This window comes from Nocardioides gansuensis, from assembly GCF_003076135.1.
GTDB lineage: Bacteria > Actinomycetota > Actinomycetes > Propionibacteriales > Nocardioidaceae > Nocardioides > Nocardioides gansuensis.
Genome location: NZ_QDGZ01000005.1, coordinates 45,084 through 67,967, shown reverse-complemented (window position 1 = coordinate 67,967; position 22,884 = coordinate 45,084). Strand labels below are relative to the sequence as shown.

Here is a 22,884-nt window from a genome sequence, read left to right as displayed (position 1 = left end):
GGGTTACCTCGCGTCCACGGTCATGTACCGCATCAGGGACTCCTGGTCTGCGTCGTCCTTGTCGAACTCATGGGTGATCCCGCCCTCGGCGAGGGTGTAGATCCGGTCGCACAGCCCGAGCAGCTCGGGCAGCTCGGAGGAGATCACGAGCACGCCCTTCCCCTCGCGGGCGAGGGCCTGGATGATCCCGTAGATCTCGAACTTGGCGCCGACGTCGATGCCCCGCGTCGGCTCGTCGAGGATGAGCAGCTGCGGGTCGGTGAACATCCACTTGCTGAGGACGACCTTCTGCTGGTTGCCGCCCGACAGCTTGCGGACGCCGGCGGCGATGCTGGGGGCCTTGATGTTGAAGCTCCTGCGGTACTGCTCGGCGACCACGACCTCTTCCTGCTCGTCGACTGTGAAGCCCCGCCGGAGCTTGTGCAGCGCCGCCGAGCTGATCGAGGTCTTGATGTCGTCGAGCAGGTTGAGGCCGAGGCCCTTGCGGTCCTCGCTGACGTAGGCGATGCCGGCCCGGATCGCGTGGTGCACCGACCGGAGGTGGATCTCGCGGCCGTCGAGGAACATGGCGCCCGAGTGGTTGCTGCCGTAGGAGCGTCCGAAGATGCTGCGTGCCAGCTCGGTCCGGCCCGCCCCCATCAGTCCGGCGATGCCGACGATCTCGCCCCGGCGGACCTTCAGGTTGGCGCCCTGGATGACGAGGCGGCTGTGGTCGTGCGGATGTCCGACGCTCCAGTCGCGGACCTCGAACAGCACCTCGCCGATCTGCGGGATGTGGTCGGGGAAGCGGTGTGCGAGGTCGCGGCCGACCATGCCCCGGATGATCCGGTCCTCGTCGACGGCGCCCTCGCTGACGTGCAGCGTCTCGATGGTCCGGCCGTCGCGGATGATGGTGATCGAGTCCGCGACGCGCTCGATCTCGTTGAGCTTGTGGCTGATCATGATCGAGGTGATGCCCTTGCCCTGCAGTCCCTTGAGCAGGTCGAGGAGGTGGGTGGAGTCGTCGTCGTTGAGGGCCGCCGTGGGCTCGTCGAGGATGAGGAGCTTGACGTCCTTGCTCAACGCCTTGGCGATCTCGACCAGCTGCTGCTTGCCGATGCCGAGGTGCTTGACGGGCGTGAGCGGGTTCTCCCGGAGGCCCACCCGGGCCATCAGCTCGATGGCCCGGTGGTTGGCCTCGTCCCAGTTGATGACGCCACGGGTGGCGGTCTCGTTGCCGAGGAAGATGTTCTCCGCGATCGACAGCTCGGGGATCAGCGCGAGCTCCTGGTGGATGATCACGATGCCCAGCTGCTCGCTGTGCCGGATGTCCTTGAACGAGACCGGCTCCCCCTCGAAGACGATGTCACCCTCGTAGGAGCCGTGTGGGTAGACGCCGCTGAGCACCTTCATCAGCGTCGACTTGCCCGCGCCGTTCTCACCGCAGATGGCGTGGATCTCGCCCCGCTCGACGGTGAGGTTGACGTCCGAGAGCGCCAGCACGCCGGGGAATCGCTTGGTGATCGAACGCATCTCGAGGATGGGCTGCGCCATCGTCCCTGCCTCTCGGGCCCGGAGTCCGGGCCGGTGTGGGGGCGGGCCCGGGATCGCCGGGCCCGCCCCGGGGTCACTTGAGCTCGTCCTCGGTGTAGTAGCCCGAGTCGACGAGCACCTTCTGGACGTCGGCCTTCTCCACCGGCACCGGCTCGAGGAGGTAGGACGGCACGACCTTGACGCCGTTGTCGTAGGTCTCGGTGTCGTTGACCTCGGGCTCCTCGCCGGCCTCGACGGCCTTGATCATGTCCACGGTGACCGCGGCCAGCTCGCGCGTGTCCTTGAAGATCGTGGAGTACTGCTCGTCCGCGAGGATCGACTTGACGGACTGCACCTCGGCGTCCTGCCCGGTGACGACCGGAAGGTCCTTGCCGCCGCCGCCGTAGCCGTTGCCCTGCAGGGCGGCGATGATGCCGAGCGAGAGCCCGTCGTACGGCGAGAGGACGCCCTCGACCGTCTCGCTGGCGTAGGTGCCGGTCAGGATGTCCTCCATCCGCTTCTGCGCGGTGGCCGGGTCCCAGCGCAGGATCGCGGCCTGGTCGAAGTCGGTCTGCTTCGAGGGCACCACGATGTCGCCGGAGTCGATCATCGGCTGCAGCACCGACATGGCGCCTTCCCAGAAGAACGTCGCGTTGTTGTCGTCGGGCGAGCCGGCGAACAGCTCCACGTTGTACGGCGCCTTGCCGCGCTCCTCCAGCCCCTTGACGAGGGACTCGGCCTGCTGGACGCCGACCTGGAAGTTGTCGAAGGTGGAGTAGTAGTCGACCGCCTCGGAGTCCCGGATCAGCCGGTCGTAGGCGATGACCTCGATCTCCTGGCTCTCCGCGGTGTCGAGGACCTCACCGAGGGCCGTGCCGTCGATGGCGGCGATGACGAGGACGTCGACGCCCTTGGTCACCATGTTCTCGACCTGCGAGACCTGGGTGGGGATGTCGTCCTCGGCGTACTGGAGGTCGACCTCGTAGCCGGCCTCCTCCAGCTGGGACTTGATGTTGTTGCCGTCGGCGATCCAGCGCTCCGAGGACTTGGTCGGCATCGCGACGCCGATGGTGCCGCCGCCGCCCGACTCGCTGGCGGCGGCGGCGCTGTCGTCGTCGCCTCCGCACGCCGCCAGGCTCAGGGCAAGACCTCCTGCAGCGACGGTGATGAGTAGCTTGCGCAAGAACCTTCTCCATTCACTCCATGCGGGCCGGGTCCGTCCCGTGCCCTGCGGTGACCGGCCCCTGGCTCCACTCGGGCCCGGTCGTTCCCCCTGCACTGTGGTGACGCCTATCACGGCGGCCACAGAACTGTGAGCGTTCACATTTTTGGTGTCAAGTGTCCGTCCACCCGCCCGTCAGATCACCAGCGACCATGGACCGCGTCGCGGACGTGCCGGTCGTAGATGCTCCGGAATCCGGCCAGGAGGTCCGGGCTCAACCGCCCGGCGACCCCGGCCGCGGCGTTGGCGCGCGCCTGGGCGAGGTTGCGGGCGCCCGGGATCACCGTCGTCACGCCGGGTTGCTGCCACGCCCAGGCGATCGCCACCTGCGCCGGCGTGAGCCCGGCCGGCCCGATCGTCGCGACGAGCTCGGCGAGCTCGCGCGCCGCCACGACCCCGGTCGGGTAGTCCACGCCGGAGAAGGTCTCGCCGACGTCGAAGGCACTGCCGTCGCGGTTGTAGGTGCGGTGGTCGTCCGGCGCGAACGTCGTGTCCAGGTCGTACTTCCCCGACAGGAGGCCCGAGGCGAGCGGGACGCGCGCGATGATCCCCACGCCTGCCGCGGCAGCGGCCGGGAGCACCTCGTCGAGCGGTTTCAACCGGAACGCGTTGAGGATGATCTGCACCGACGCGACGTGCGGCCGGGCGATCGCGCTGAGCGCCTGGTCGACCGTCTCGACGCTGACGCCGTAGGCGGCGACCAGCCCCTCCTCGACGAGGGCGTCCAGGACGTCGTACGTCGCGTCGCTCCGGATCACCTCGCTGGGCGGGCAGTGCAGCTGCACCAGGTCGAGCCGGTCGGTGCCGAGGTTGGTGCGGGACCGGTCGATCCAGGCCCGGAAGCTCGCCTCGACGTAGCTGTCCGGCACCTGCGCCGCGCGTCGACCCATCTTGGTGGCGACGATGAGGCCGTCGTCGGGATGGGCCGCGACGAAGCGGCCGATGATCTGCTCGCTGCGGCCGTCGCCGTAGACGTCGGCGGTGTCGTAGAACGTGACTCCGGCCTCGGCGGACGCCTCGAGCACCGCGCGTGCGTCGTGCTCCGACACCTCCCCCCAGTCGGCACCCAGCTGCCAGGTGCCGAGACCCACGACCGAGACCGAGCGGCCGGTCCGGCCCAGGATGCGCTGCTCCATGCCCGGCCCTCTCACAGGCCCTCGGCGAGCCGATGGTAGGCGGCGCTCCAGCGCAGCTCGCGCTGGAAGGAGCGCGTCGTGGTCTCGGCGTCGATGATCACGATCTCGGTGCCGGTCATCTCGGCGAAGTCCGCCAGCACCTCGACGCCGACGGCCTTGGACAGCACCGTGTGGTGCGGCGCACCGGCCATCAGCCACGCCTCGGCCGAGGTCGACAGGGACGGGCGCGGCTCCCACACCGCGCAGGCCACGGGCAGGCGGGGCAACGCCTCGTCCGGCTCGACGACGTCGATCTCGTTGACCGTGAGCCGGAACCGGTCGCCGAGGTCGGACAGGCCGGCGACCACCGCGGGGCCCGGGTCGGCCGTGAACCGGAGACGCACCGGGTCCTCGCGTCCACCGATCGAGAGCGGGTGGACCTCGAGCGAGGGCTGCTGCGTGGTGATCGTGGGACAGACCTCGAGCATGTGCGCGCCGAGGATCTTCTCCTCGCCGGGGACCAGGTGGTAGGTGTAGTCCTCCATGAAGGACGTGCCTCCCGGCAGCCCGGCGCCCATGACCTTGGTCGCGCGCAGCAGCACCGATGTCTTCCAGTCGCCCTCACCGCCGAAGCCGTAGCCGTCGGCCATCAGCCGCTGCACGGCCAGGCCGGGGAGCTGGCGGAGCCCGCCCAGGTCCTCGAAGTTCGTGGTGAAGGCGTGGAAACCCCCGTCGGAGAGGAAGGCGCGCATGCCCAGCTCGATGCGGGCGCCGTCGCGCAGGGAGGCGTGCCGGTCCCCGGTCGGCAGGAGCTCGGGGGCCACCCGGTAGGTGTCGGCGTACTCGGTCACGAGCTTGTCGACCTCGTGCTCGGCGACCTCGTCGACGACGGCGACGAGGTCGTTGACGCCGTAGGTGTTCACCGAGACGCCGAACCTCAGCTGGGCCTCGACCTTGTCACCCTCGGTCACCGCGACGTCGCGCATGTTGTCGCCGAAGCGCGCCAGCCTGAGGTGCCGCAGCTCGTGCCGTCCCAGCGCCGCGCGGGTCCATTGGGAGATCCGCTCGGCGACCACCGGCGACTCCACGTGGCCGGCCACCGTCTTGCGCAGCACACCGAGCCGGGACTGGATGTAGCCGAACTCGCGGTCGCCGTGGGCGGCCTGGTTGAGGTTCATGAAGTCCATGTCGATCGTGGACCACGGCAGCGCCATGCCGGCCTGGGTGTGCAGGTGCAGCAGCGGCTTCTGCAGCGCGTCGAGGCCGGCGATCCACATCTTCGCCGGGGAGAAGGTGTGCATCCAGGCGATGATGCCGACGCAGGAGGGATCGGAGTTGGCCTCCAGCATCTGCCGGTGGATCGAGGCGGCGTCGAGCAGTACCGGCTTCCACACCACGTCGACGGGCAGGTCCGCCAGCTCGACCAGGCGTGTGACGATCCCCTGCGACTGCGACGCGACCTGGTCCAGCGTCTCCGGGCCGTAGAGCCCCTGGCTCCCGGTGAGGAACCAGACCTGCGGAACGGGGGTGGACGTCATGCTCATGCTTCCTCCGGGATCACGGACCGCCCGAGGCGGGCCGCACTTGTGGGTGGTGGCCGGCGGCTCAGCGCTGGCCGTAGACATTCTGGTAGCGGTCGAAGAGGGCATCGACGTGGTGCTGGTCGATCCTGAGGGGCTCGCCGAGCTGACGGGAGATGTGCACCGTGCGGGCGACGTCCTCACACATCACCGCTGCCTTCACAGCCGCCTTCGCGGTCGCGCCGATCGTGAACACGCCGTGGTTGCGCATCAGGACGGCCGGGGAGCGGCTGCCACGCAGCGTCTCGACGATGCCGCGGCCGATCGAGTCGTCGCCGATGATCGCGAAGGGGCCCACCGGGATCTCGCCCCCGAACTCGTCGGCCCCCATCGTGAGCACGCACGGCACCGGCTCGCCGCGGGCGGCCCAGGCGGTGGCATACGTCGAGTGGGTGTGCACGACCCCGCCGACCTCGGGCATCTCGCGGTAGACGTAGGCCTGGGCCTCGGTGTCGGACGAGGGAGCGTGCTCGCCCTCGACCACCCGGCCGTCGAGGTCGCAGACGACCATGTTCTCCGGTGTGAGCTCGTCGTAGGAGACCCCGCTGGGCTTGATGACCAGGAGGTCATGCCCGGGCACCCGGGCGCTCACGTTGCCTGCTGTCCACACCACCAGCTGGTAGCGGGTGAGCTGCTCGTGGAGCAGGCACACCTCGCGGCGCAGGGTGCGGATCGTCTCGTGCACCTCGGTGACGACGGTCATGTCAGTCGACCTCCTTCGCGGCCAGGCGACGGCCGATCGCTTCCCGGCGGATCGCCTTGAGCCGCCGCAACGTCGTGGTGCTGCGCCCGAAGTGGTCGTGCAGCGCGACGTAGTGCTCGAACAACGCGTCGTACGCCTGGGCCCTGGCCTCGTCGGGCAGGAAGACGTTGCGCCGCAGCTTGCCCATCTGCTTGGCCGCGGTCGGGACGTCGGGGTATGCGCCGGCCGCCACGGCCGCATGGATGGCGGAGCCGAGGGCCGGTCCCTGCTCGGAGTCGATGATCGACAGGGGCAGGCGGGTCACGTCGGCATAGATCTGCATCAGCAGCGCGTTCTTCGCCAGTCCGCCGGCCACGATGAACTCCTCCACCGGCACGCCACTGTCACGGAAGGTCTCCACGATGACCCGGGTCCCGAAGGCGGTGGCCTCCAGCAGCGCCCGGTAGATGTCCTCGGGGCGGGTTGCGAGGGTCTGGCCGACCAGGACGCCGGACAGCTCGTGGTCGACGAGCACCGAGCGGTTGCCCGAGTGCCAGTCGAGCGCCACCAGGCCGTGCTCGCCGACCTCCTGCCGGGACGCCAGCCGGGTCAGGTGCTCGTGCACCGACTCGCCGGCCGCGACGGCGGCCTCCGTGTACGCCGCGGGCACGCCGGTCCGGGTGAACCACCCGAAGATGTCGCCCACCCCGCTCTGCCCTGCCTCGTAGCCCCAGAGCCCGGACACGATGCCGCCGTCGACGACGCCGCACATCCCGGGCACCTCGCGGAGCACGTCCGCGCTCATCACGTGACACGTCGAGGTGCCCATGATCGCGACCATCTGGCCGGCACCGACAGCCTGTGCGGCCGGCGCGGTGACGTGCGCGTCGACATTGCCGACCGCGACGGCGATGCCCTCGGGAAGGCCGGTCCAGCCGGCAGCCTCGGCGCTCAGCACGCCGGCCAGGTCACCCAGCTCGCCGATGGGGTGGTCGACCTTGTCGGAGACGAAGGACCCGAACCCGGGGGCCAGCTCGGCCAGGAAGCCGGGGCTCGGATACTCACCGTCCTGGCGGATGCCCTTGTAACCGGCGGTGCACGCGTTGCGGACGTAGCTGCCGCAGAGCTGCCAGACGATCCAGTCGGCCGCCTCGACCCAGTGGTCCATGCGGTCATAGACCTCGCGGTCCTCCTCGAACAGCTGCAGCCCCTTGGCGAACTCCCACTCCGACGAGATCAGACCGCCGTACCGCGGCAGCCAGGACTCGCCGCGCTGCCGCGCGAGCTCGTTGATCCGGTCGGCCTGCCCCTGCGCCGCGTGGTGCTTCCACAACTTGACGTAGGCGTGGGGCCGGTCCGCGAGGCCGTCGACCTCGTTGAGCGGCGTCCCGTCCGCCAGCGTCGGCACCATGGTGCAGGCCGTGAAGTCCGTGGCGATCCCGATCACCTGCGACGGCTCGATGCCCGCGGCGGCGACGGCGGCGGGCACGGCGACCCGCAGCACCTCGCGGTAGTCCTCGGGCACCTGCAGCGCCCACTCCGGTGGAAGCGGACGCTCGCTGCCGGCGAGGGAGGCCGGCAGGGAGGCTTCCAGGACGGCGTGCGGGTAGGCGTGCACCGCGGTGCCCACCTCCGCCCCGTCCCGGACGCGGACGACGACCGCGCGTCCGGAGAGCGTGCCGTAGTCGACGCCGACGACGTACTGCTCGTCGGTCTCCTGCTGGGGCATCTAGCTAGTTCCTTTCGACAGGTGCGGCACTGCTGGCGCGCACCACGAGCTCGGGACCGATCAGTCGGTCGGGCGGGGTCTGGTCCGCAAGCGCGGCCTGGAGGATCTCGATCGCCCGGCGGCCGACAGCCTGGAAGTCCTGGCTCACGGTGGTCAGCGGCGGGATGAGGTACGCCGCCTCGGGGATGTCGTCGAAGCCGACGACGCTCACCTCGCCCGGCACCGACCGCCCGGCCTCGGTCAGCGCACGGAGCAGGCCGAGCGCCATCTGGTCGTTGGCGCAGAAGACCGCGGTGACGTCATCCCGGGCGGCGATCTCCCGACCGGCCTCGAAGCCGCTGGCAGCCGACCAGTCACCGGTGACCTGCTGCGACGGACGCAATCCCGCGTCGTACATGGCGTTCTGCCAGCCGCGATGACGGGCGCGTGCCTCGGTCCAGGACGGCGGCCCGGCGAGGTGGACGATGTCGGTGTGGCCCAGCTCGATGAGGTGCCGGGTGCCGAGCTCGGCACCGGCGACCTGGTCGACGCCGACGGTCCAGCGAGTCTTGTCCGGGTCGCCCTCGACGACCACGACAGGGACACCGAGGTGCTCCTGGGCCCGGGCCACCTCGAGCGCGTCGTCGGTCGCGGAGATCAGCACGATCCCCTCGACGCTCTGGTCGCGGAGGTGGTCGATCGCGTCGAGCAGCTCCTCGCGCGTGAGGCTCTGCAGGTTGACCGAGCTGACGAAGTAGCCGGCGTCGCGACCGGCGGCCTGGATCGTGCGGTGCACGGTGGAGGGTCCCCAGTAGCCGCTCTTGGAGCCGATCACGCCGATCGTCCCCGAACGTCGGGTCACCAGCGCCCGGGCTGCAGAGTTCGGGCGGTAGCCCAGCTGGCGGATCGCCTGCTCCACCTTCTCGCGGGTGGCGGGCCTCAGGTTGTTCTGCCCGTTGATGACCCGGGACACCGTCTGGTGCGACACCCCGGCGAGCCTGGCGACGTCGGCCATCACCGGGGTGCGCTCGGGTGGTCGTGGACTGCTCGTGGTCACGGCTGCCGCCTGGTCATCACGCGCTGGATGACGACAAAGACGAGGACCAGCGACCCGATGACGATCTTGGTCCACCAGGAGCTGAGCGTGCCGTCGAACGAGATGAACGTCTGGATGGTGCCGAGCACCAGCACTCCCAGCATGGAGCCGACCACGAGCCCCCGGCCTCCGGTGAGCAGCGTCCCGCCGATCACCACCGCGGCGATCGCGTCCAGCTCCATGCCGAGGGCGTGCAGGCTGTATCCCGACAACGTGTAGAGGGAGAACAGCAGGCCCGCGAGCGCGGCGCAGAAGCCGCTGATCGCGTAGACCCCGACCTTGGTGCGCGCGACGCGCAGCCCCATCAGCATGGCGGAGCTCTCGCTGCCGCCGATGGCGTAGACGGTGCGGCCGAAGCGCGTGCGGTGCAGCACGTAGGCCGCCAGCGCGACGGCCGCCAGCGCCACGAGGACCGTCGGGGTGATGAAGTAGCCGCCCGGAAGGGTGAACTGGTGCGCCGCGATGGCGAAGAACGTGTCGTCGCGGATCGGGATCGAGTCGACGCTGATGAGGTAGCAGAGCCCTCTGGCGAGGAACATGCCCGCGAGCGTCGCGATGAAGGGCTGGATGTCGAAGTAGTGGATCACCAGGCCCATCAGCGTGCCGAGGGCTGTTCCGGCCAGCAGCACGGCGGCCATGGCGGCCGCCGGCGGCCAGCCGGCCTCGAGCGTGGAGGCGGCGATCATCGTGGAGAGCGCGACCACCGACCCAACCGAGAGGTCGATCCCGCCGGTCAGGATCACGAAGGTCATCCCGACGGCCAGCACGATGAGGAACGCGTTGTCGACGAACAGGGTGAGCACGACCTGGGGGTCGGCGAAGCCCTCGTAGCGGATCCCACCGGCGCCGAACATGCCTACGAACAGGGCGAGGGTGGCGAGGACGGGGAGGTGGCGCGAGGACGGGGAGTAGCCCCTGACACGGTCCCAGACCGAGAGGTCGCCGGGGGTGGCAGTGGTGGCGGTCATGCTGTGGCCCTTCCTGCGAGCGGTGCGGTCCGCCGGACCCACAGGGCGGCGCGGGCCTTGGGTGACTGGATCAGGCACACGACGATGACGACGACGGCCTTGAAGAGATAGTTGGTCTCGGCGGGGATGCCGATGGTCGGGATGGTCGTCGCGAGGGTGGTGATGAAGAGCGCGCCGACGAGCATCCCGCTGAGGGAGAAGCGGCCGCCAGCCAGCGAGGTCCCGCCGATGACGACGGCCAGGATCGCGTCGAGCTCGATCCACAGTCCGGCGCTGTTGGCGTCCGCGGCGCTCGTGTTGGAGGCGATCATGAGCCCCGCGACGCCAGCGCAGAAGGCCCCGAAGACGTAGACGGTCCAGATGATCGTCCGCGAGCGCACGCCGGCGAGGCGGCTGGCCTCCGGGTTGATGCCCACCGACTCGATGAGCATCCCGAGCGCCGTACGACGCGTGACGAGGGCCGCCAGGCAGAAGACACCAAGCGCGATGACGATCGACAGCGGCACCGTCAGGACGAACCCGGCGCCGATCCGCTTGAACGCGTCGTTGTTGACCGTCGTGATCTGGCCGTCGGTGACGAGCATCGCCAGGCCGCGGCCCGCGGTCATCAGGACCAGGGTGGCGATGATCGGCTGGATGCCGAGGACGCTGACGAGGAACCCGTTCCAGAGACCGAGGCCCACGCAGACGGCGAGGGCGATCGAGCAGGCGACGATCGCGGTCGAGGCAGCGCCCTGCTCCGGGCTGCCGGCGATGTAGACACAGGCGACCGCTCCGGAGATCGCAGCAACCGCTCCGACCGACAGGTCGATGCCTCGCGTCGCAATGACCAACGTCATGCCGAGGGCGACGAGGAGCACGGGAGCACCGTTGCGCAGGATGTCGATGAGGCTGCCGTAGAGGTGGCCGTCCTGCATCCGGATGTCGAAGAAGGTCGGTGTGGCGATGACGTTGACCAACAGCAGGACGGCGAGCGCGGTGGTCGGCCAGACGAGCTGGTGGGCGAGGACCTTACGCACGGGTTGCCTCCTCGGCGCGAGCCGAGCCCGCGATGATCTCGAGGACGTCGCTCACGCTCACGTCCTGGTTGGGGCGTTCGTCGATCTTCCGGCGGTCGCGCATCACGACGAGCCGGTCGCTGAGGCGCAGCACCTCCTCGAGCTCTGAGGAGATGAAGACGACGGACATGCCGTCGCGAGCCAGGTCTGCGACGACCTGCTGGATCTGGGCCTTGGCGCCGATGTCGATGCCTCGCGTCGGCTCGTCGAGGATCAGGATCCTCGGCTGGGTGATGAGCCACCTGGCGAGCAGGACCTTCTGCTGGTTGCCCCCGGAGAGGTTGCGCATCAGCGCCTGCGGGTTGGCCGGGCGGATGTCGAGGGTCTCGATGTACTTGCTGACGAGCCTGCTCCGCTCGGCCCGCGGGATCGGCCGCAGCCAGCCGCGGGAGGCCTGCAGCGCCAGCAGCATGTTGTCGGCGACGGTGAGGTCCTCGATCACCCCCTCGGAGCGCCGGTTCTCGCTGGAGAACGCGATCCGGCGGTCGATGGCATGGCGGGGGCTGCGCAGGCGCCGGGTCTTCGAGCCGACCTGCAGCTCGCCGGCGTCGGCGGTGTCCGCACCGAAGAGCAGTCGGGCGAGCTCGGTGCGACCGGAGCCGAGGAGGCCGGCGAGCCCGATGACCTCGCCCTCGTAGAGCTCGAGGTCCACCGCCTGCAACGCGCCCTTGCGGCTCAGGCCGAGGGCCTTCATCACCGGCTGCCCCGACTTGATCGCCTCGGTGGCCGCCACCTCACGGTCGATCCGCTCGAGCACCTCGAGCTCGCGGCCGATCATCAGCTTGACCAGCTCGAGCTGGGTCGTCTCCGCCACCATCCGCTCGCCGACGAGCGTGCCGTTGCGCAGGATCGTCATCCGGTCGGAGATCTCGTAGATCTGGTCCAGGAAGTGGGAGACGAAGACGATGGCGACGCCGTGGTCACGCAGGCTGCGCATCACCTCGAAGAGCTTCTCCACCTCGTCGGCGTCGAGGCTGGAGGTGGGCTCGTCGAGGATCAGGACGCGGGCCTCCACGTCCACCGCCCGGGCGATGGCCACGAGCTGCTGGACGGCGATGGGGTGCTCGCCGAGCACTGACGTCGGGGAGATGTCCAGCCCGAGCCGGTCCAGGGTCTCCTGGGCCCGCCGGTTCATGGCGCGCACGTCGATCCGCCCGAGCTTGCGTGGCTCGCGACCGAGCAGCATGTTCTCCGCGACGGTGAGGTTCGGCACCAGGTTGACCTCCTGGTAGACCGTGCTGATCCCCGCACCCTGGGCGGCGGCCGGCGTGGAGAACGTGTGCTCCTCGCCGTCGATGAGGATCGAGCCGGAGTCGATGGAGTAGACACCGGTGAGCGCCTTGATCAGGGTCGACTTCCCGGCGCCGTTCTCGCCCATCAGCGCGTGCACCTCTCCGGGGAAGAGCCTGAGCCCCACACCGTCGAGGGCCCGCACACCGCCGAAGGCGATGGTGATGTCGCGCATCTCGATCACAGGGTGCGGCTCCACCCGCCCTGGGGCGATGGCCGCCGGCTGCGTCTCCATCTGGGTCATCTCGATCCTCTCTGGCTCTGCCTGTCTCCGCGTGCGTGGTGTCGGGCCCGGCCGGACAGTCCGGACGGGCCCGATGCACGTCGCGCGGACCTCGTCACCCGAGTGACTGGGGCGCGGCCCGTGCGGGGCACGGGCCGCGCGCCGATCAGTACTGCCGCTCGGGCAGGACTTCCTTGGCCTGCTCCTGGGTGAAGGTGGTCTCCTCGGTCACGACCCGCTCGGGGACCTCCTCGCCCGCGAGGACCTTCTTGGCGAGGTCCATCAGCTGGGGACCGAGGAGCGGGTTGCACTCGACGATGAAGCTGATCTTGCCCTCGGCGAGAGCCGCCATGCCGTCCTTGACGGCGTCGATGGTGATGATCTTGACGTCCTTGCCAGGGGTCAGGCCGGCGGCCTCGATCGCCTCGATGGCGCCCAGGCCCATGTCGTCGTTGTGGGCGAAGACCACGTCGATCCCGTCCTCGGACTTCAGGAACGCCTCCATGACCTTCTTGCCGCCGTCGCGGGTGAAGTCACCGGTCTGCGAGGCGCCGATGCTGATCGAGTCGTCCGCGGCGATGGCGCTCTCGAAGCCGGTCTTGCGGTCGATCGCCGGGGCGGCACCGGTCGTGCCCTGCAGCTCGACGACGTTGACGTCGCCGTCGCCGTCGACGTCGGCCTCCGCGGCGTTCTCGACCAGCCACTCGCCGGCCTTCTCGCCCTCGAGCACGAAGTCCGAGCCGAGGAAGGTCTCGTACAGGGAGGTGTCCTCGGAGTCCACCGCGCGGTCGGTGAGGATCACCGGGATGCCGGCCCGCTTGGCCTCCAGCAGGACGGTGTCCCAGCCGGTCTCGACCACGGGGCTGAAGGCGATGATGTCGACCTTCTGCTGGATGTAGGAGCGGATCGCCTTGATCTGGTTCTCCTGCTTCTGCTGGGCGTCGGAGAACTTCAGGTCGATCCCTTCCGCCTCCGCGGTCTCCTGGATCGACTTGGTGTTCGCGGTGCGCCAGCCGCTTTCGGCGCCCACCTGGGCGAAGCCCATGGTGATCGTGCCGTCGTCATCGGTCCCCCCGGCGGCCGAGTCAGAGCCGCACGAGGTCAGCGCCAGGGTGGTCAGGGGGATCGCGCTGACGGCGATCAGGGTCTTCTTCAGCACTGGTCTTCCTCCAAGTGAAAGGGGCTGTCTCGCCCGGTGTGACCGGTGTCACTGTGCGTCGAGTGTGAGCGCTAACATTACGCGAGTCAAGCCCTCTGGGGAGAATCTTCCACACAGAATGTGAACGTTCACCCTTGGGCCCGCACTCTCATCAGGGAGCTCCCGTGAACACGTTCCTCCGCGACCAGCGCGAGCACCGGGCCCTGTCCGCCGAGGACGTGGCCCGCCGCCTGGACGTCCATCCGATGTCGGTGCTGCGATGGGAGCGCCGCGAGCGCCTGCCGGGACCGGGCCACGTCAAGGCGCTTGCGAGCACGCTCGACCTGGAGACGTCGATGGTGGCCGGCTTCTTCGACGAGGCTCGTCCGACCGCCGAGCCGTCGGTGGGCCTTCGCGCGCACGGACTGCGGACCCTCCGGCAGGCAGCGGGCATCCCGGTCCGCCGGGTGGCGCGGCGACTGGGGGTGCTCCCTGCCACCGTCTACAACTGGGAGGCGGGCAGGGCCAGGCTCCCCCTCGAGCACCTCCCGGACCTGGCCGCGCTTCTGGGCATCGGGGTGCCGGCACTCCGGCGGCACCTCGCCGATGCCCCGGCCAGTCGCCGCGAGCAGCCCGCCTCCGAGCTGCGTCGGCTCAGACGACGCACGGGCCTCTCGCAGACGGCCGTCGCGCAGCGCGTGGGCACGACCCGGCACCGGCTCGGCGCCTGGGAGCGGGGGGAGCAGCCGCCCCTCTGGGCGGTCCGCCGCCTGGCCGCCGTCTACGGCGTACCGGTCTCCCGCGTGGCCCGGGCCTCTGGCGTGTCCGCCCCGCCACTGCTCGACGTGCGCCGCTGGTCCCCGGGAGACCTGCCCCAGGCACTCGTCGCGCTACGCCAGTGGAGCGGCCTGACCCAGGGTGCCCTGGCCGAGCGGTGCGGGTGCCACCCCTCGACCGTCCGGGGGTGGGAGCAGGGTCGCGCTCGCCCACTGCACCGCACGCGCGCACGGCTCGAGGCCCTCTACGGCCTCCCCGAGGGCGCACTCCTCGCCGCCTACCCGGACGAGCGGTGACGGTGACTCCCTAGGCAGGACGCGACTGCCGGGGTGCAGCGGTCGACTCCCTGACACAGAGGCTCGGAGCGATCAGGTCGGTGGAGGCCTCCTCGTCACCGCGCACCGCGGCGAGCGCGAGACTGAGGGCCCGTCGGCCGAGCTCGGCGAAGTCCTGGGCGACGGTCGTGAGCGCAGGCCAGAAGAAGGCGGCCTCGGGCACGTTGTCGAAGCCGACGACGCTGATGTCGTCCGGCACCCGACGGCCGCGCTCGTGCAGTGCCTTCAACAGGCCCAGTGCCATGGAGTCGTTCCCGGCGAACACGGCCGTGACCGCGCTGTCCTCAGCGATCATCAGGCCGGCTCGGTAGCCGCTGGCGGGCGACCAGTCGCCGTCGAGCTCCGGTCCCGGCAACAGGCCTCGCTCCTCGTGCGCCCTCCGCCAGCCGAGGCGACGCTGGCTCGCCTCGGTCCATTCGCGGGGACCACTGACATGGGCGACGTGACGGTGCCCCAGGTCGAGCAGGTGGGACACGCCCATGATCGCCCCTGCTTCCTGGTCGATGCCGGCAGTCAGCGGCTGCCCCGCGACGACCCCCTGCACGATCACGACGGGGATGGGCAGCTGCAGGGCCCGCGTCATCTCGGCTGCCTCCCGGTGGGCCACGGCGACGACGATCGCCTCCACAGCCTGGTCACACAACCGGTCGACCGCACTCTCGAGGGCCTCGACGGAGAACTCCGACAGCCCGATCAGGGACACGTCGTATCCCTCCGCCTGGCCGGCCTCCTGCACCGCAGACGCGATCATGCTCGGCCCGTGGAGGACCAGGTGCGCCGAGACCACCCCGATCCGGCGCGACCGGTTCGTGGCGAGGAGCCGGGCCGCGAAGTTGCGGCGGTAGCCGAGCTCCTCGATGGCGGCCAGCACCCGGAGGCGCGTCTCCTCCTTCACCAGGGAAGCGTCATTGAGCACCCGGGAGACGGTCTGGTGCGACACACCCGCCCGCTGGGCGACCTGCGCCATGCTCGGCGAGCGCGGCGCGCCCCTCTGCTGCCCCCGCTGCTCAGCCATGCGCGCATCCTATGGCGGTGCCCGCTGCATCGCGACCCGTCTTGCGGCGCCCGGGGCAGGCCGCGTTCCTGCTCCTACCCCGGTGCCCCTGGTTCCATGCCGGCACCAGCACCGTGGTGCACCCGTGTTGAGGCCGTCGGTCGGTCGAGAGTGCCCAGGAGTTGGTTCACGGGAGCATGAGCGAGACCCACGGCCTCGTGCTCGAGCCCTCGGGAGCGGCCACTCGGGACACGCACGTGGACAACGACCGCCCACAGTTCTTCTGGGCGGCGCTGAGGAAGACATCGCGGTGATCGAGCACGCCGTCGACAGCGTCGACGTCCAGCAGGCACAGCCCGCACTCGCCCTTGCGGCAGTCGTACATGAGGTCGACACCGGCACGGATCAGTGCCTCGAGGACGGTCTCGTCGGTGCGCACGGTCGTCTGCACCTGACGTTGCGGGACGCTGACCACGAACTCCACGGGCTGGAACCAGCCGCTGCTGCCGAAGGTCTCGTAGCGGAGGTTGACCGGCGGCAGTGCGGCTGCCTCCCATTCCCGGCGTACGGCGTCCATCAGCCGGATCGGCCCGCACATGTAGAGCTCGGTCGCGCCACGCAAGGGGTGCGCGTCGACTGACCGGACCAGCTGCGCCACGTCGAGCGGCGTGCCTTCGTCGTCGACCCGGAGGACGAGCCGCTCGCCGTGGAGCTGCGCCAGCTCGTCGACGTAGGCCATCCGGTCCCGGCTCCTGCCGACGTACACCAGCGTGTAGTCGGCACCCGCGCCGCGCAGCGCGCGCGCCATCCCCGCCACCGCGGTGATGCCGATGCCCCCCGCCAGCAACAGGTACCGCGGGGCGCCCATGCGGAGCGGGAAGTTCTGCAGCGGCTGCGTCACCTGGAGCGCGTCCCCTGGGACGAGCGAGTGCATGAAGGTCGAGCCGCCACGGGACTGTGGGACCCGGAGCACGCTGATCGTCAGCAGCAACCCCTCGTCGTCGGACTCGACGATGGAGTAGGACCGGACGTCGGTGGAGTCGCCGACGGGCACCCGCACGTCGAGGTGGCTGCCCGGCGCCGCGCGACCCCGTGCCGGGCGTTCGATCGTGATCCGCTGGACGTCCCGTGCTACCGGGGTGGTGGCGAGCACCCGGCCGGTGCACCAGTCGGGCTGGGCACTGCTGGTCATCGCGCTGACCCGGCCAGAGCGCGGCCCTCGGCCTGGAGCATCCGGTCGAGGATCCGGCGCACCCACATGCCGCCCGCGTCGATGTTGAGGCTGTAGAACTCGTGCCCGGGGTTGGCGTCGATCGCCGCCTGCTGGGCCGCGAGCATCGCCTCGTCCTCGGCGAACACGCCCTTCACTCCCTCGCGCAGCTGCGTGGTGATCAGCTGACTGTCGAGCCGGTAGTTGCGCATGAACGCCCAGAAGTAGTGGGACGTGCGATCGGTCTCCGGGGTGATCGTGTTCATCACGTAGCCGTTGACGCCCTGGCTCCGGTCGCCCTCGGGCGCGCCGGTCCCGGCGCGCGCGACACCGACGTCGATGCAGATCGTCGAGGGCGCGTAGTAGTGGATGATCTGCCACCGGTCGACCCTGCCCTCGAAGTCCGGGAACCGGTCCCGGATGTTCTTGCGCCAGAACGGTGGCGGCTCGACATCGAGCATCCACCGCTCGACGGTGACGCTGCCGTCGTCCTCGAGCCGGGTCCGGAACTCCGACTCGCTCAGCTCCTCCTGCCCGATGCTGCTGCCGTGCACGAACTCCTCGTGCGTGAGGTCCATCAGGTTGTCGAGGATCAGCTGGTAGTTGCAGGGCGCCTCGATGGTGAGGCCGTCGCCGGCCCAGCCCGGGTCGACCATCTGGTGCATGTCGGGGATCAGGTCGGGGTCGGCCATGGTGATGTCACCGGGCCAGACCCAGAGGTAGCGGTACCGCTCGACGACGGGATACGACGGCACCATCGCGCTCGGGTTGACCGTCTCCTGCGCCGGCATCGCCGTGCAGCGACCGGCGGAGTTGTAGCGCAGCCCGTGGTAGGGGCACTGCACCTCGTCGTTCCCGACCAGCTTGCCCATCGAGAGCGGGGCGAGCCGGTGCCAGCAGGCATCGGCGAGCGCGACCGGGCGGCCGTCCCTCGTGCGGTAGAGCGCCATCGGCTTCCCGGCGATGGTCCGTGCCATCGGGGCCTTGCTGGTGACCTCGTGGTCCCAGGCCGCGGCGTACCAGGCGTTGAGCGGGTGCGGGAAGATCTTCGCGGTCACCTTGCCGCTCGGCATCAGCTCGGTCATCTCACACGGCCTCCGGCACCGCCGCGTGCAGCCGGCGTCGCAGGGCGTCGACCAGGTCGCCCAGGATCTTCTGGCAGATCGCCGCGTGCGAGAGCCAGGTGCACGCGTGGAAGGCCCCCGGGTAGACGTGCAGCTCGGTCGGCACCCCGGCCGAGAGCAGCCGTTGGGCGTAGGCGATGCCCTCGTCCCGGAGCGCGTCGAACTCGTACACGGTCACCACGGCGGGCGGTAGCCCAGTGAGGTCGGTGGCCCGCGCAGGCGCGGCGTACGGCGAGACCCGGTCGGTCCCGCGCACCCCTGCCCCGAGGTAGCTGTCCCAGCTGATCTCGCCGTTCGCGACGGTGGTGATGGGGGTGCCGACACCTAGGTACCGCATCGAATCCGTCTCGAGCCGGTCGTCGATCTCCGGGATGCCGAGGAACTGCAGGCACAGGCGCGGACCGCTGCGGTCGCGAGCCAGCAGGGCAACGCCTGCGCTCAGGCCGCCCCCCGCGCTCTCACCTCCGACCGCGATCCGGTCCGGGTCGACACCGAGGTCGCCGGCGTTCTCCGCGACCCAGACCAGGGTGGCATAGCAGTCCTCGAGCCCGGCCGGGAACGGGTGCTCCGGTGCCAGCCGGTAGTCCACCGAGAACACCACCGCGCCGACCTCGGCCGCGATCCGCCGGCAGTCGGCGTCGTAGAGGTCGAGGCTGCCGACGACGAAGCCGCCGCCGTGGATGTAGACCAGCGCGGGGAGGGGCCCCTCGTGGTCGGCAGGGCGGTATCGACGCACCCGGACCTCGGGAGCACCCTCCGGCCCCGGGACCAGCAGCTCGTCGGTGTGCAGCGGGACGGGCGCTTCGTACGGCGGCAGCGCCGCGATCAGCTCCGCCTCCCCGGCGCGGGCGGCCGGGATGTCGGCGAAAGACAGCTGCGCGAAGGCCGGGGCCCAGGGGGCGAGCTCTTGGTCGTAGGCGTGGGTCATCCGGATCACGCCTTGTAGTAGCGGTGGACCATCTGCGCGATGCAGACCGGCTTGTCGGCATTCTCGACCCGCATGACGGTGTCGATCGTCGCCTGGATTCCGCCGCCGGGGACCTCCTCGGCGTCGGCGAGGGTGGCGCTCACCTGGACCCGGGACCCGGCAGGCACGGGTGCGGGGAATCGCACCTTGTTCAGGCCATAGTTGACGGCCATGTCGATCTCCTCGATGACGAGGATCTCGGTCCAGAGCGGGATCAGCAGCGACAGCGTGAGGTAGCCATGGGCGATCGGTCCGCCGAAGGGGCCGTCCTTGGCCCGCTCGACGTCGACGTGGATCCACTGGTGGTCGTCGGTGGCGTCGGCGAACAGGTTGATCCGTTCCTGGGTCACGTCGAGCCAGGGGCTGCTGCCGAGGTCCTCGCCGATCATGGTCAGCAGGTCCTTGGGATGGGCGATCGTGGTCATGGGGCCTCCATGGGTCGTGGTGGTGCGGTGGACGGGGGTCTGGTCAGTGGGCCGAGGGGTGGTCCTGGCGGGCCTGCTCGCGCAGCACGGAGCGCAAGACCTTCCCGGTGGCGTTGCGCGGCAGCTCGTCGCACATCTCGACGTAGCGCGGGATCTTGTAGCGGGCCAGTCGCTGCTCGAGGTGGGCGCGCAGGGCGATCTCGTCGAGATCGGCGCCCGAACGGAGCACGACGTAGGCGCAGCCGACCTCGCCCCACGTCTGGTCCGGTACGCCCACGACGGCCGCGGCCGAGACGTCGGCGAGCTCGGCGATCGCGGCTTCGACCTCGGCGGGATAGATGTTCTCGCCGCCGGAGATGATCATGTCCTTGACCCGGTCGACGACATACGCCCAGCCGTCGTCCTCGATCCGCAGCACGTCGCCGGAGCGATACCAGCCCTTGTCGAGGACCTGCGCGGTCTCCTCCGGCCTGTTCCAGTAGCCGGCAAAGACGTGGGGACCGCGCACCAGCAGCTCACCGCGGCCAGGTCCGGCGACCGGCTCGCCCTCGGCGTCCAGCCGGACGTCGGTGAAGAAGTGCGGGACGCCGGCGGAGACCGGTCGCGACGAGGCGCCGTCGGGCAGGGCCATGAACACGCCCGGCGAGGCCTCGGTCATGCCGTAGCCCTGTTGGACGACGACGCCGCGGTCGAGCCAGGCCTGCGCGACCTCCTCGGCGATCGGCGAGCCGCCGTAGATCACGTAGCGCAGCGAGGACAGGTCGGCCGACTCCCAGTCGGGGTGCTCGCACATCATCTGGAGCATGGTCGGCACCGCTGAGAAGCAGGTCGCTCGACGGCGGACGATGAGTGCCAGGAAGCCGCCGGCTTCGAACTTCGGGACGACGACGACGGCGCCGCCCTTGAGCAGGGTCGGCATCGAGACCTGGCCCAGCCCGGTGACGTGGAAGAGCGGCGCGACACACAGCGCGACGTCGGTGCTCAACACGTCGACGTGGGCAAGCTGGTTGACCGTGTTCCAGGTGAGGTTGCCGTGGGTGAGGACGGCGCCCTTGGGACGGCCAGTGGTCCCCGACGTGTAGAGGATCAGCACGGGATCGTCGAGCTCGACCGGGTCCTCTTCGGCGATCGGGGCAGGCATCGGCGACCCGACCGCGGCCTCCGGCCGGCTGGAGGGCCGGAGGTCCGCGGCGGGCAGCACGTGGGCGACGCCGTGCTCGGCCGGGTCGGAGGCGGTCGCCAGCTCCGCGCACTCCGGGCCGTGGACGAGCACGTGACTGCCGCTGTCGGCGAGCATGTAGCCGATCTCGGGCGCGGCCAGCCGGATGTTGAGCGAGACGAAGATGCCGCCGGCACGGGCGGTCGCGAAGAAGCAGACCCAGGTGTCGATGCTGTTGGGTCCGAGGTAGGCGACCCGGGTGCCGGCCGAGACCCCGAGCTCTCGGAGGCGGGCCGCGGTGTGCTCGACCCGCACGGCGAGCTCGGCGTACGTGAGCTCCTCGTCGTCGGTGCACAGCGCCACCGTCGCGGGGTTCATCCGCGCCCGGCGGGCGGGCCAGCTCCCGATGCCGGGGCCGATCATGTCGCCGCCCCGACGACCGAAACCGTCAGACCCAGAGCGGCGACGGCGTTGTCCTTGAGGATCAATGGCCGCACCTCGTCCTTGATCTCGAGCTTGTCGAAGTCCGCCAGCCAGCGGTCGGGCGAGATCAGCGGGAAGTCCGAGCCGAACAGCACCTTGTGCTTGAGCAGGCTGTTGGCGTAGCGCACCAGCTGGGGCGGAAAGTACTTCGGCGACCACCCGGACAGGTCGATGTAGACCTTGGGCTTGTGCGACGCGACTGCGAGCGCCTCGTCCTGCCAGGGGAACGACGGGTGGGCGATGACGATGGTCAGGTCGGGGAAGTCGACCGCGACGTCGTCGAGGTGGAGGGGATTGGAGTACTTCAGCCGGATCCCTCCCCCGCCCCGAAGCCCGGAGCCGATGCCGGTCTGCCCGCTGTGGAAGAGGGCCGGCACGCCGAGCTCCTCCAGTACCTCGTAGAGCGGGTAGGCCGCGCGGTCGTTGGGATAGAACGCCTGCACGCTGGGATGGAACTTGAAGCCGCGCACCCCGAGCTCCTCGACCAGCCGCCGCGCCTCCCGCACGCCGGCCCGGCCCTTGGCCGGGTCGATGCTGGCGAACGGGATCAGCACGTCGGCGTTGCGGCTGGCGCCCTCGACCACGGCCTCGTTGGCGATCCGGGTGTGGCCGAGCGCGGACTCTGCGTCGACGGTGAAGACCACGGCCGCCATCCGGCGTTCGCGGTAGTACGCCGCGAGCTGGTCGAGGTCGGGCGGCCCTCCACCGTCGACCCCGAAGTAGTGGTCGGCGCCGGCGCGGAGATTCTCGGGGAGCGAGTAGTGGCCGCACCCGTCGGTCTCGGCGTGCGTGTGCACGTCGATCGCGGTGAGGGCCGACACGTCGATCCGGGAGGTGTAGGGCTCGGGCACGTCGACCTCTATGCCTCTTGCGGCTGGAGCGTGGGGAGCTTGGGCGCGGGAATGCCGTAGGTCTCCTGCACCTCACCCACGGTCGACTCGAACGCCTCGGCGATCACGTCGGCGGTCCAGCCCCCGTCCCGGAAGGCGCTGCGGATCTCGGTCGGGTGCGACCACAGGGAGAGTCGGTCGCCGCCGATCCCGATCGCCTGGCCGGTGACACCGGCGGACGCGTCCGAGGCGAGGTAGACGATCAGCCCGGCGACGTCCTCGGCGGTGCCGAACGAGGCGGCCCGTCGAACCACCGACGGGACCGGGAGACCCTGCTCCATCAGCTCGACGTACGGTGCCAGGAACGGGATGGTCTCGGTCATCGCGGTGGCGGCGTTGGGGACCACGGCGTTGACGGTGACGTCGGCCCGTGCCAGCTCCATCGCCCACGTGCGCGCCATCGCGACGATGCCGGCCTTCGCAGCGGCGTAGTTGGTCTGGCCGAAGTTGCCGCGCTGACCGGCCGGTGACCCGGCGAGGATGACGCGTCCCCCTTCGCCCTGGGCCCGGAAGTGCCTGGCCGCCTCGCGGACGCACGTGAACGTGCCGCGGAGGTGCACCTGGATGACGGTGTCGAAGTCGTCGTCGCTCATGTTCCACAGCACCCGGTCGCGGAGCACACCGGCGTTGGTGACCATGACGTCGAGCCGGCCGAAGGTGTCGACGGCACGGGCGACGAGCCGCTCGGCGGCGGCGGTAGTGCCGACCGGCACGACCTCGGCCACTGCCCGGCCACCGGCCGCTGTGATCGCGTCGACGACAGCGCCTGCCGTCTCGTCGTTCACGTCGTTGACGACCACCGCCGCTCCGGCGTCGGCGAGGGCGGTGGCGTAGGCGCGGCCGAGGCCCTGCCCGGCGCCGGTGACGACGGCGACTTTTCCGGTGATGTCCATCTGGTCTCTGCTCCTGGTGGTGGGTGGTGCGTGGA

At 70.3% G+C, this 22,884-nt stretch carries 20 protein-coding genes; 1 reads left to right on the top strand and 19 read right to left on the bottom strand.

The annotated features are described in order from the left end of the window. Positions 1-3: 3 nt before the first annotated feature. From mmsA to DDE18_RS12125, 11 genes are all read right to left on the bottom strand, one after another. Positions 4-1,533 (bottom strand): multiple monosaccharide ABC transporter ATP-binding protein, encoded by a 1,530-nt coding sequence (gene mmsA, locus DDE18_RS12175; protein ID WP_116572552.1) that lies wholly within the window; start codon positions 1,531-1,533, stop codon positions 4-6. Between the two features lie 73 nt (positions 1,534-1,606). Further along, a complete protein-coding gene (gene chvE / locus DDE18_RS12170; RefSeq protein ID WP_116572551.1) occupies positions 1,607-2,695 on the bottom strand; it encodes a multiple monosaccharide ABC transporter substrate-binding protein in 1,089 nt (362 codons plus the stop codon). A gap of 179 nt (positions 2,696-2,874) precedes the next feature. Next, positions 2,875-3,870, bottom strand: coding sequence for an aldo/keto reductase (locus DDE18_RS12165; protein WP_116572550.1), 996 nt, complete (start codon positions 3,868-3,870; stop codon positions 2,875-2,877). A gap of 11 nt (positions 3,871-3,881) precedes the next feature. Beyond that, positions 3,882-5,393, bottom strand: coding sequence for an L-arabinose isomerase (gene araA / locus DDE18_RS12160; protein WP_425437566.1), 1,512 nt, complete (start codon positions 5,391-5,393; stop codon positions 3,882-3,884). A gap of 61 nt (positions 5,394-5,454) precedes the next feature. Beyond that, the gene (locus DDE18_RS12155; protein ID WP_116572548.1) at positions 5,455-6,132 is read right to left on the bottom strand and encodes an L-ribulose-5-phosphate 4-epimerase; all 678 of its coding nucleotides are present in this window, start codon (positions 6,130-6,132) and stop codon (positions 5,455-5,457) included. Position 6,133: 1 nt separating this feature from the next. Continuing rightward, positions 6,134-7,840 carry a ribulokinase gene (gene araB, locus DDE18_RS12150; RefSeq protein WP_116572547.1) on the bottom strand — a complete coding sequence of 569 codons (1,707 nt, stop codon included), beginning with the start codon at positions 7,838-7,840 and terminating at the stop codon, positions 6,134-6,136. A 4-nt stretch (positions 7,841-7,844) separates the two neighbouring features. Continuing rightward, complete coding sequence (locus tag DDE18_RS12145) at positions 7,845-8,876, bottom strand: LacI family DNA-binding transcriptional regulator (RefSeq protein ID WP_211754532.1); 1,032 nt, start codon at positions 8,874-8,876, stop codon at positions 7,845-7,847. After that, positions 8,873-9,883, bottom strand: a complete 1,011-nt coding sequence (gene yjfF / locus DDE18_RS12140) for a galactofuranose ABC transporter, permease protein YjfF (protein WP_116572545.1) — start codon at positions 9,881-9,883, stop codon at positions 8,873-8,875. Before yjfF ends, DDE18_RS12145 begins: the two co-directional genes overlap by 4 nt. Then, entirely contained in the window at positions 9,880-10,902 is a 1,023-nt protein-coding gene (locus tag DDE18_RS12135; RefSeq protein ID WP_116572544.1) for an ABC transporter permease, read from the bottom strand. Before DDE18_RS12135 ends, yjfF begins: the two co-directional genes overlap by 4 nt. After that, entirely contained in the window at positions 10,895-12,475 is a 1,581-nt protein-coding gene (locus tag DDE18_RS12130; protein WP_245916648.1) for a sugar ABC transporter ATP-binding protein, read from the bottom strand. Before DDE18_RS12130 ends, DDE18_RS12135 begins: the two co-directional genes overlap by 8 nt. Before the next feature lie 145 nt (positions 12,476-12,620). Further along, positions 12,621-13,613 carry an ABC transporter substrate-binding protein gene (locus tag DDE18_RS12125; RefSeq protein ID WP_116572543.1) on the bottom strand — a complete coding sequence of 331 codons (993 nt, stop codon included), beginning with the start codon at positions 13,611-13,613 and terminating at the stop codon, positions 12,621-12,623. A gap of 164 nt (positions 13,614-13,777) precedes the next feature. Between DDE18_RS12125 and DDE18_RS12120 the strand changes: the two genes are divergently transcribed. Continuing rightward, positions 13,778-14,665, top strand: coding sequence for a helix-turn-helix transcriptional regulator (locus DDE18_RS12120; RefSeq protein ID WP_133241223.1), 888 nt, complete (start codon positions 13,778-13,780; stop codon positions 14,663-14,665). A gap of 10 nt (positions 14,666-14,675) precedes the next feature. Here DDE18_RS12120 and DDE18_RS12115 read toward each other — a convergent pair whose 3' ends face one another. The 8 genes from DDE18_RS12115 to DDE18_RS12080 all read right to left on the bottom strand — a co-directional run bounded on the left by DDE18_RS12115 (position 14,676) and on the right by DDE18_RS12080 (position 22,849). After that, on the bottom strand, positions 14,676-15,719 hold the full coding sequence (locus tag DDE18_RS12115) for a LacI family DNA-binding transcriptional regulator (RefSeq protein WP_116572541.1): 1,044 nt from the start codon (positions 15,717-15,719) through the stop codon (positions 14,676-14,678). A gap of 166 nt (positions 15,720-15,885) precedes the next feature. Next, on the bottom strand, positions 15,886-16,890 hold the full coding sequence (locus tag DDE18_RS12110; protein ID WP_116572540.1) for a PDR/VanB family oxidoreductase: 1,005 nt from the start codon (positions 16,888-16,890) through the stop codon (positions 15,886-15,888). Beyond that, on the bottom strand, positions 16,887-17,993 hold the full coding sequence (locus DDE18_RS12105; RefSeq protein WP_116572539.1) for an aromatic ring-hydroxylating dioxygenase subunit alpha: 1,107 nt from the start codon (positions 17,991-17,993) through the stop codon (positions 16,887-16,889). The genes DDE18_RS12110 and DDE18_RS12105 overlap by 4 nt, the downstream gene beginning before the upstream one ends. Position 17,994: 1 nt before the next feature. Further along, complete coding sequence (locus DDE18_RS12100; RefSeq protein ID WP_116572538.1) at positions 17,995-18,960, bottom strand: alpha/beta hydrolase; 966 nt, start codon at positions 18,958-18,960, stop codon at positions 17,995-17,997. A 5-nt stretch (positions 18,961-18,965) separates the two neighbouring features. Then, positions 18,966-19,424, bottom strand: coding sequence for a MaoC family dehydratase (locus DDE18_RS12095; protein WP_116572537.1), 459 nt, complete (start codon positions 19,422-19,424; stop codon positions 18,966-18,968). A 43-nt stretch (positions 19,425-19,467) separates the two neighbouring features. Next, on the bottom strand, positions 19,468-21,006 hold the full coding sequence (locus DDE18_RS12090; protein ID WP_116572536.1) for an acyl-CoA synthetase: 1,539 nt from the start codon (positions 21,004-21,006) through the stop codon (positions 19,468-19,470). Further along, positions 21,003-21,917: an amidohydrolase family protein gene (locus DDE18_RS12085; RefSeq protein ID WP_281258371.1), complete on the bottom strand. Its 915-nt coding sequence runs from the start codon at positions 21,915-21,917 to the stop codon at positions 21,003-21,005. The genes DDE18_RS12090 and DDE18_RS12085 overlap by 4 nt, the downstream gene beginning before the upstream one ends. A gap of 8 nt (positions 21,918-21,925) precedes the next feature. Continuing rightward, the gene (locus DDE18_RS12080) at positions 21,926-22,849 is read right to left on the bottom strand and encodes an SDR family oxidoreductase (RefSeq protein WP_116572535.1); all 924 of its coding nucleotides are present in this window, start codon (positions 22,847-22,849) and stop codon (positions 21,926-21,928) included. Between the last annotated feature and the right edge of the window lie 35 nt (positions 22,850-22,884).

Bases quoted from the DNA above. Each gene is read 5' to 3' on its own strand.
- mmsA (WP_116572552.1), bottom strand. From the start codon at position 1,533: ATGGCGCAGCCCATCCTCGAGATGCGTTCGATCACCAAGCGATTCCCC.
- DDE18_RS12165 (WP_116572550.1), bottom strand. From the start codon at position 3,870: ATGGAGCAGCGCATCCTGGGCCGGACCGGCCGCTCGGTCTCGGTCGTG.
- araA (WP_425437566.1), bottom strand. From the start codon at position 5,393: ATGAGCATGACGTCCACCCCCGTTCCGCAGGTCTGGTTCCTCACCGGG.
- DDE18_RS12155 (WP_116572548.1), bottom strand. From the start codon at position 6,132: ATGACCGTCGTCACCGAGGTGCACGAGACGATCCGCACCCTGCGCCGC.
- araB (WP_116572547.1), bottom strand. From the start codon at position 7,840: ATGCCCCAGCAGGAGACCGACGAGCAGTACGTCGTCGGCGTCGACTAC.
- yjfF (WP_116572545.1), bottom strand. From the start codon at position 9,883: ATGACCGCCACCACTGCCACCCCCGGCGACCTCTCGGTCTGGGACCGT.
- DDE18_RS12130 (WP_245916648.1), bottom strand. From the start codon at position 12,475: ATGACCCAGATGGAGACGCAGCCGGCGGCCATCGCCCCAGGGCGGGTG.
- DDE18_RS12115 (WP_116572541.1), bottom strand. From the start codon at position 15,719: ATGGCTGAGCAGCGGGGGCAGCAGAGGGGCGCGCCGCGCTCGCCGAGC.
- DDE18_RS12110 (WP_116572540.1), bottom strand. From the start codon at position 16,890: ATGACCAGCAGTGCCCAGCCCGACTGGTGCACCGGCCGGGTGCTCGCC.
- DDE18_RS12105 (WP_116572539.1), bottom strand. From the start codon at position 17,993: ATGACCGAGCTGATGCCGAGCGGCAAGGTGACCGCGAAGATCTTCCCG.
- DDE18_RS12100 (WP_116572538.1), bottom strand. From the start codon at position 18,960: ATGACCCACGCCTACGACCAAGAGCTCGCCCCCTGGGCCCCGGCCTTC.
- DDE18_RS12095 (WP_116572537.1), bottom strand. From the start codon at position 19,424: ATGACCACGATCGCCCATCCCAAGGACCTGCTGACCATGATCGGCGAG.
- DDE18_RS12090 (WP_116572536.1), bottom strand. From the start codon at position 21,006: ATGATCGGCCCCGGCATCGGGAGCTGGCCCGCCCGCCGGGCGCGGATG.
- DDE18_RS12080 (WP_116572535.1), bottom strand. From the start codon at position 22,849: ATGGACATCACCGGAAAAGTCGCCGTCGTCACCGGCGCCGGGCAGGGC.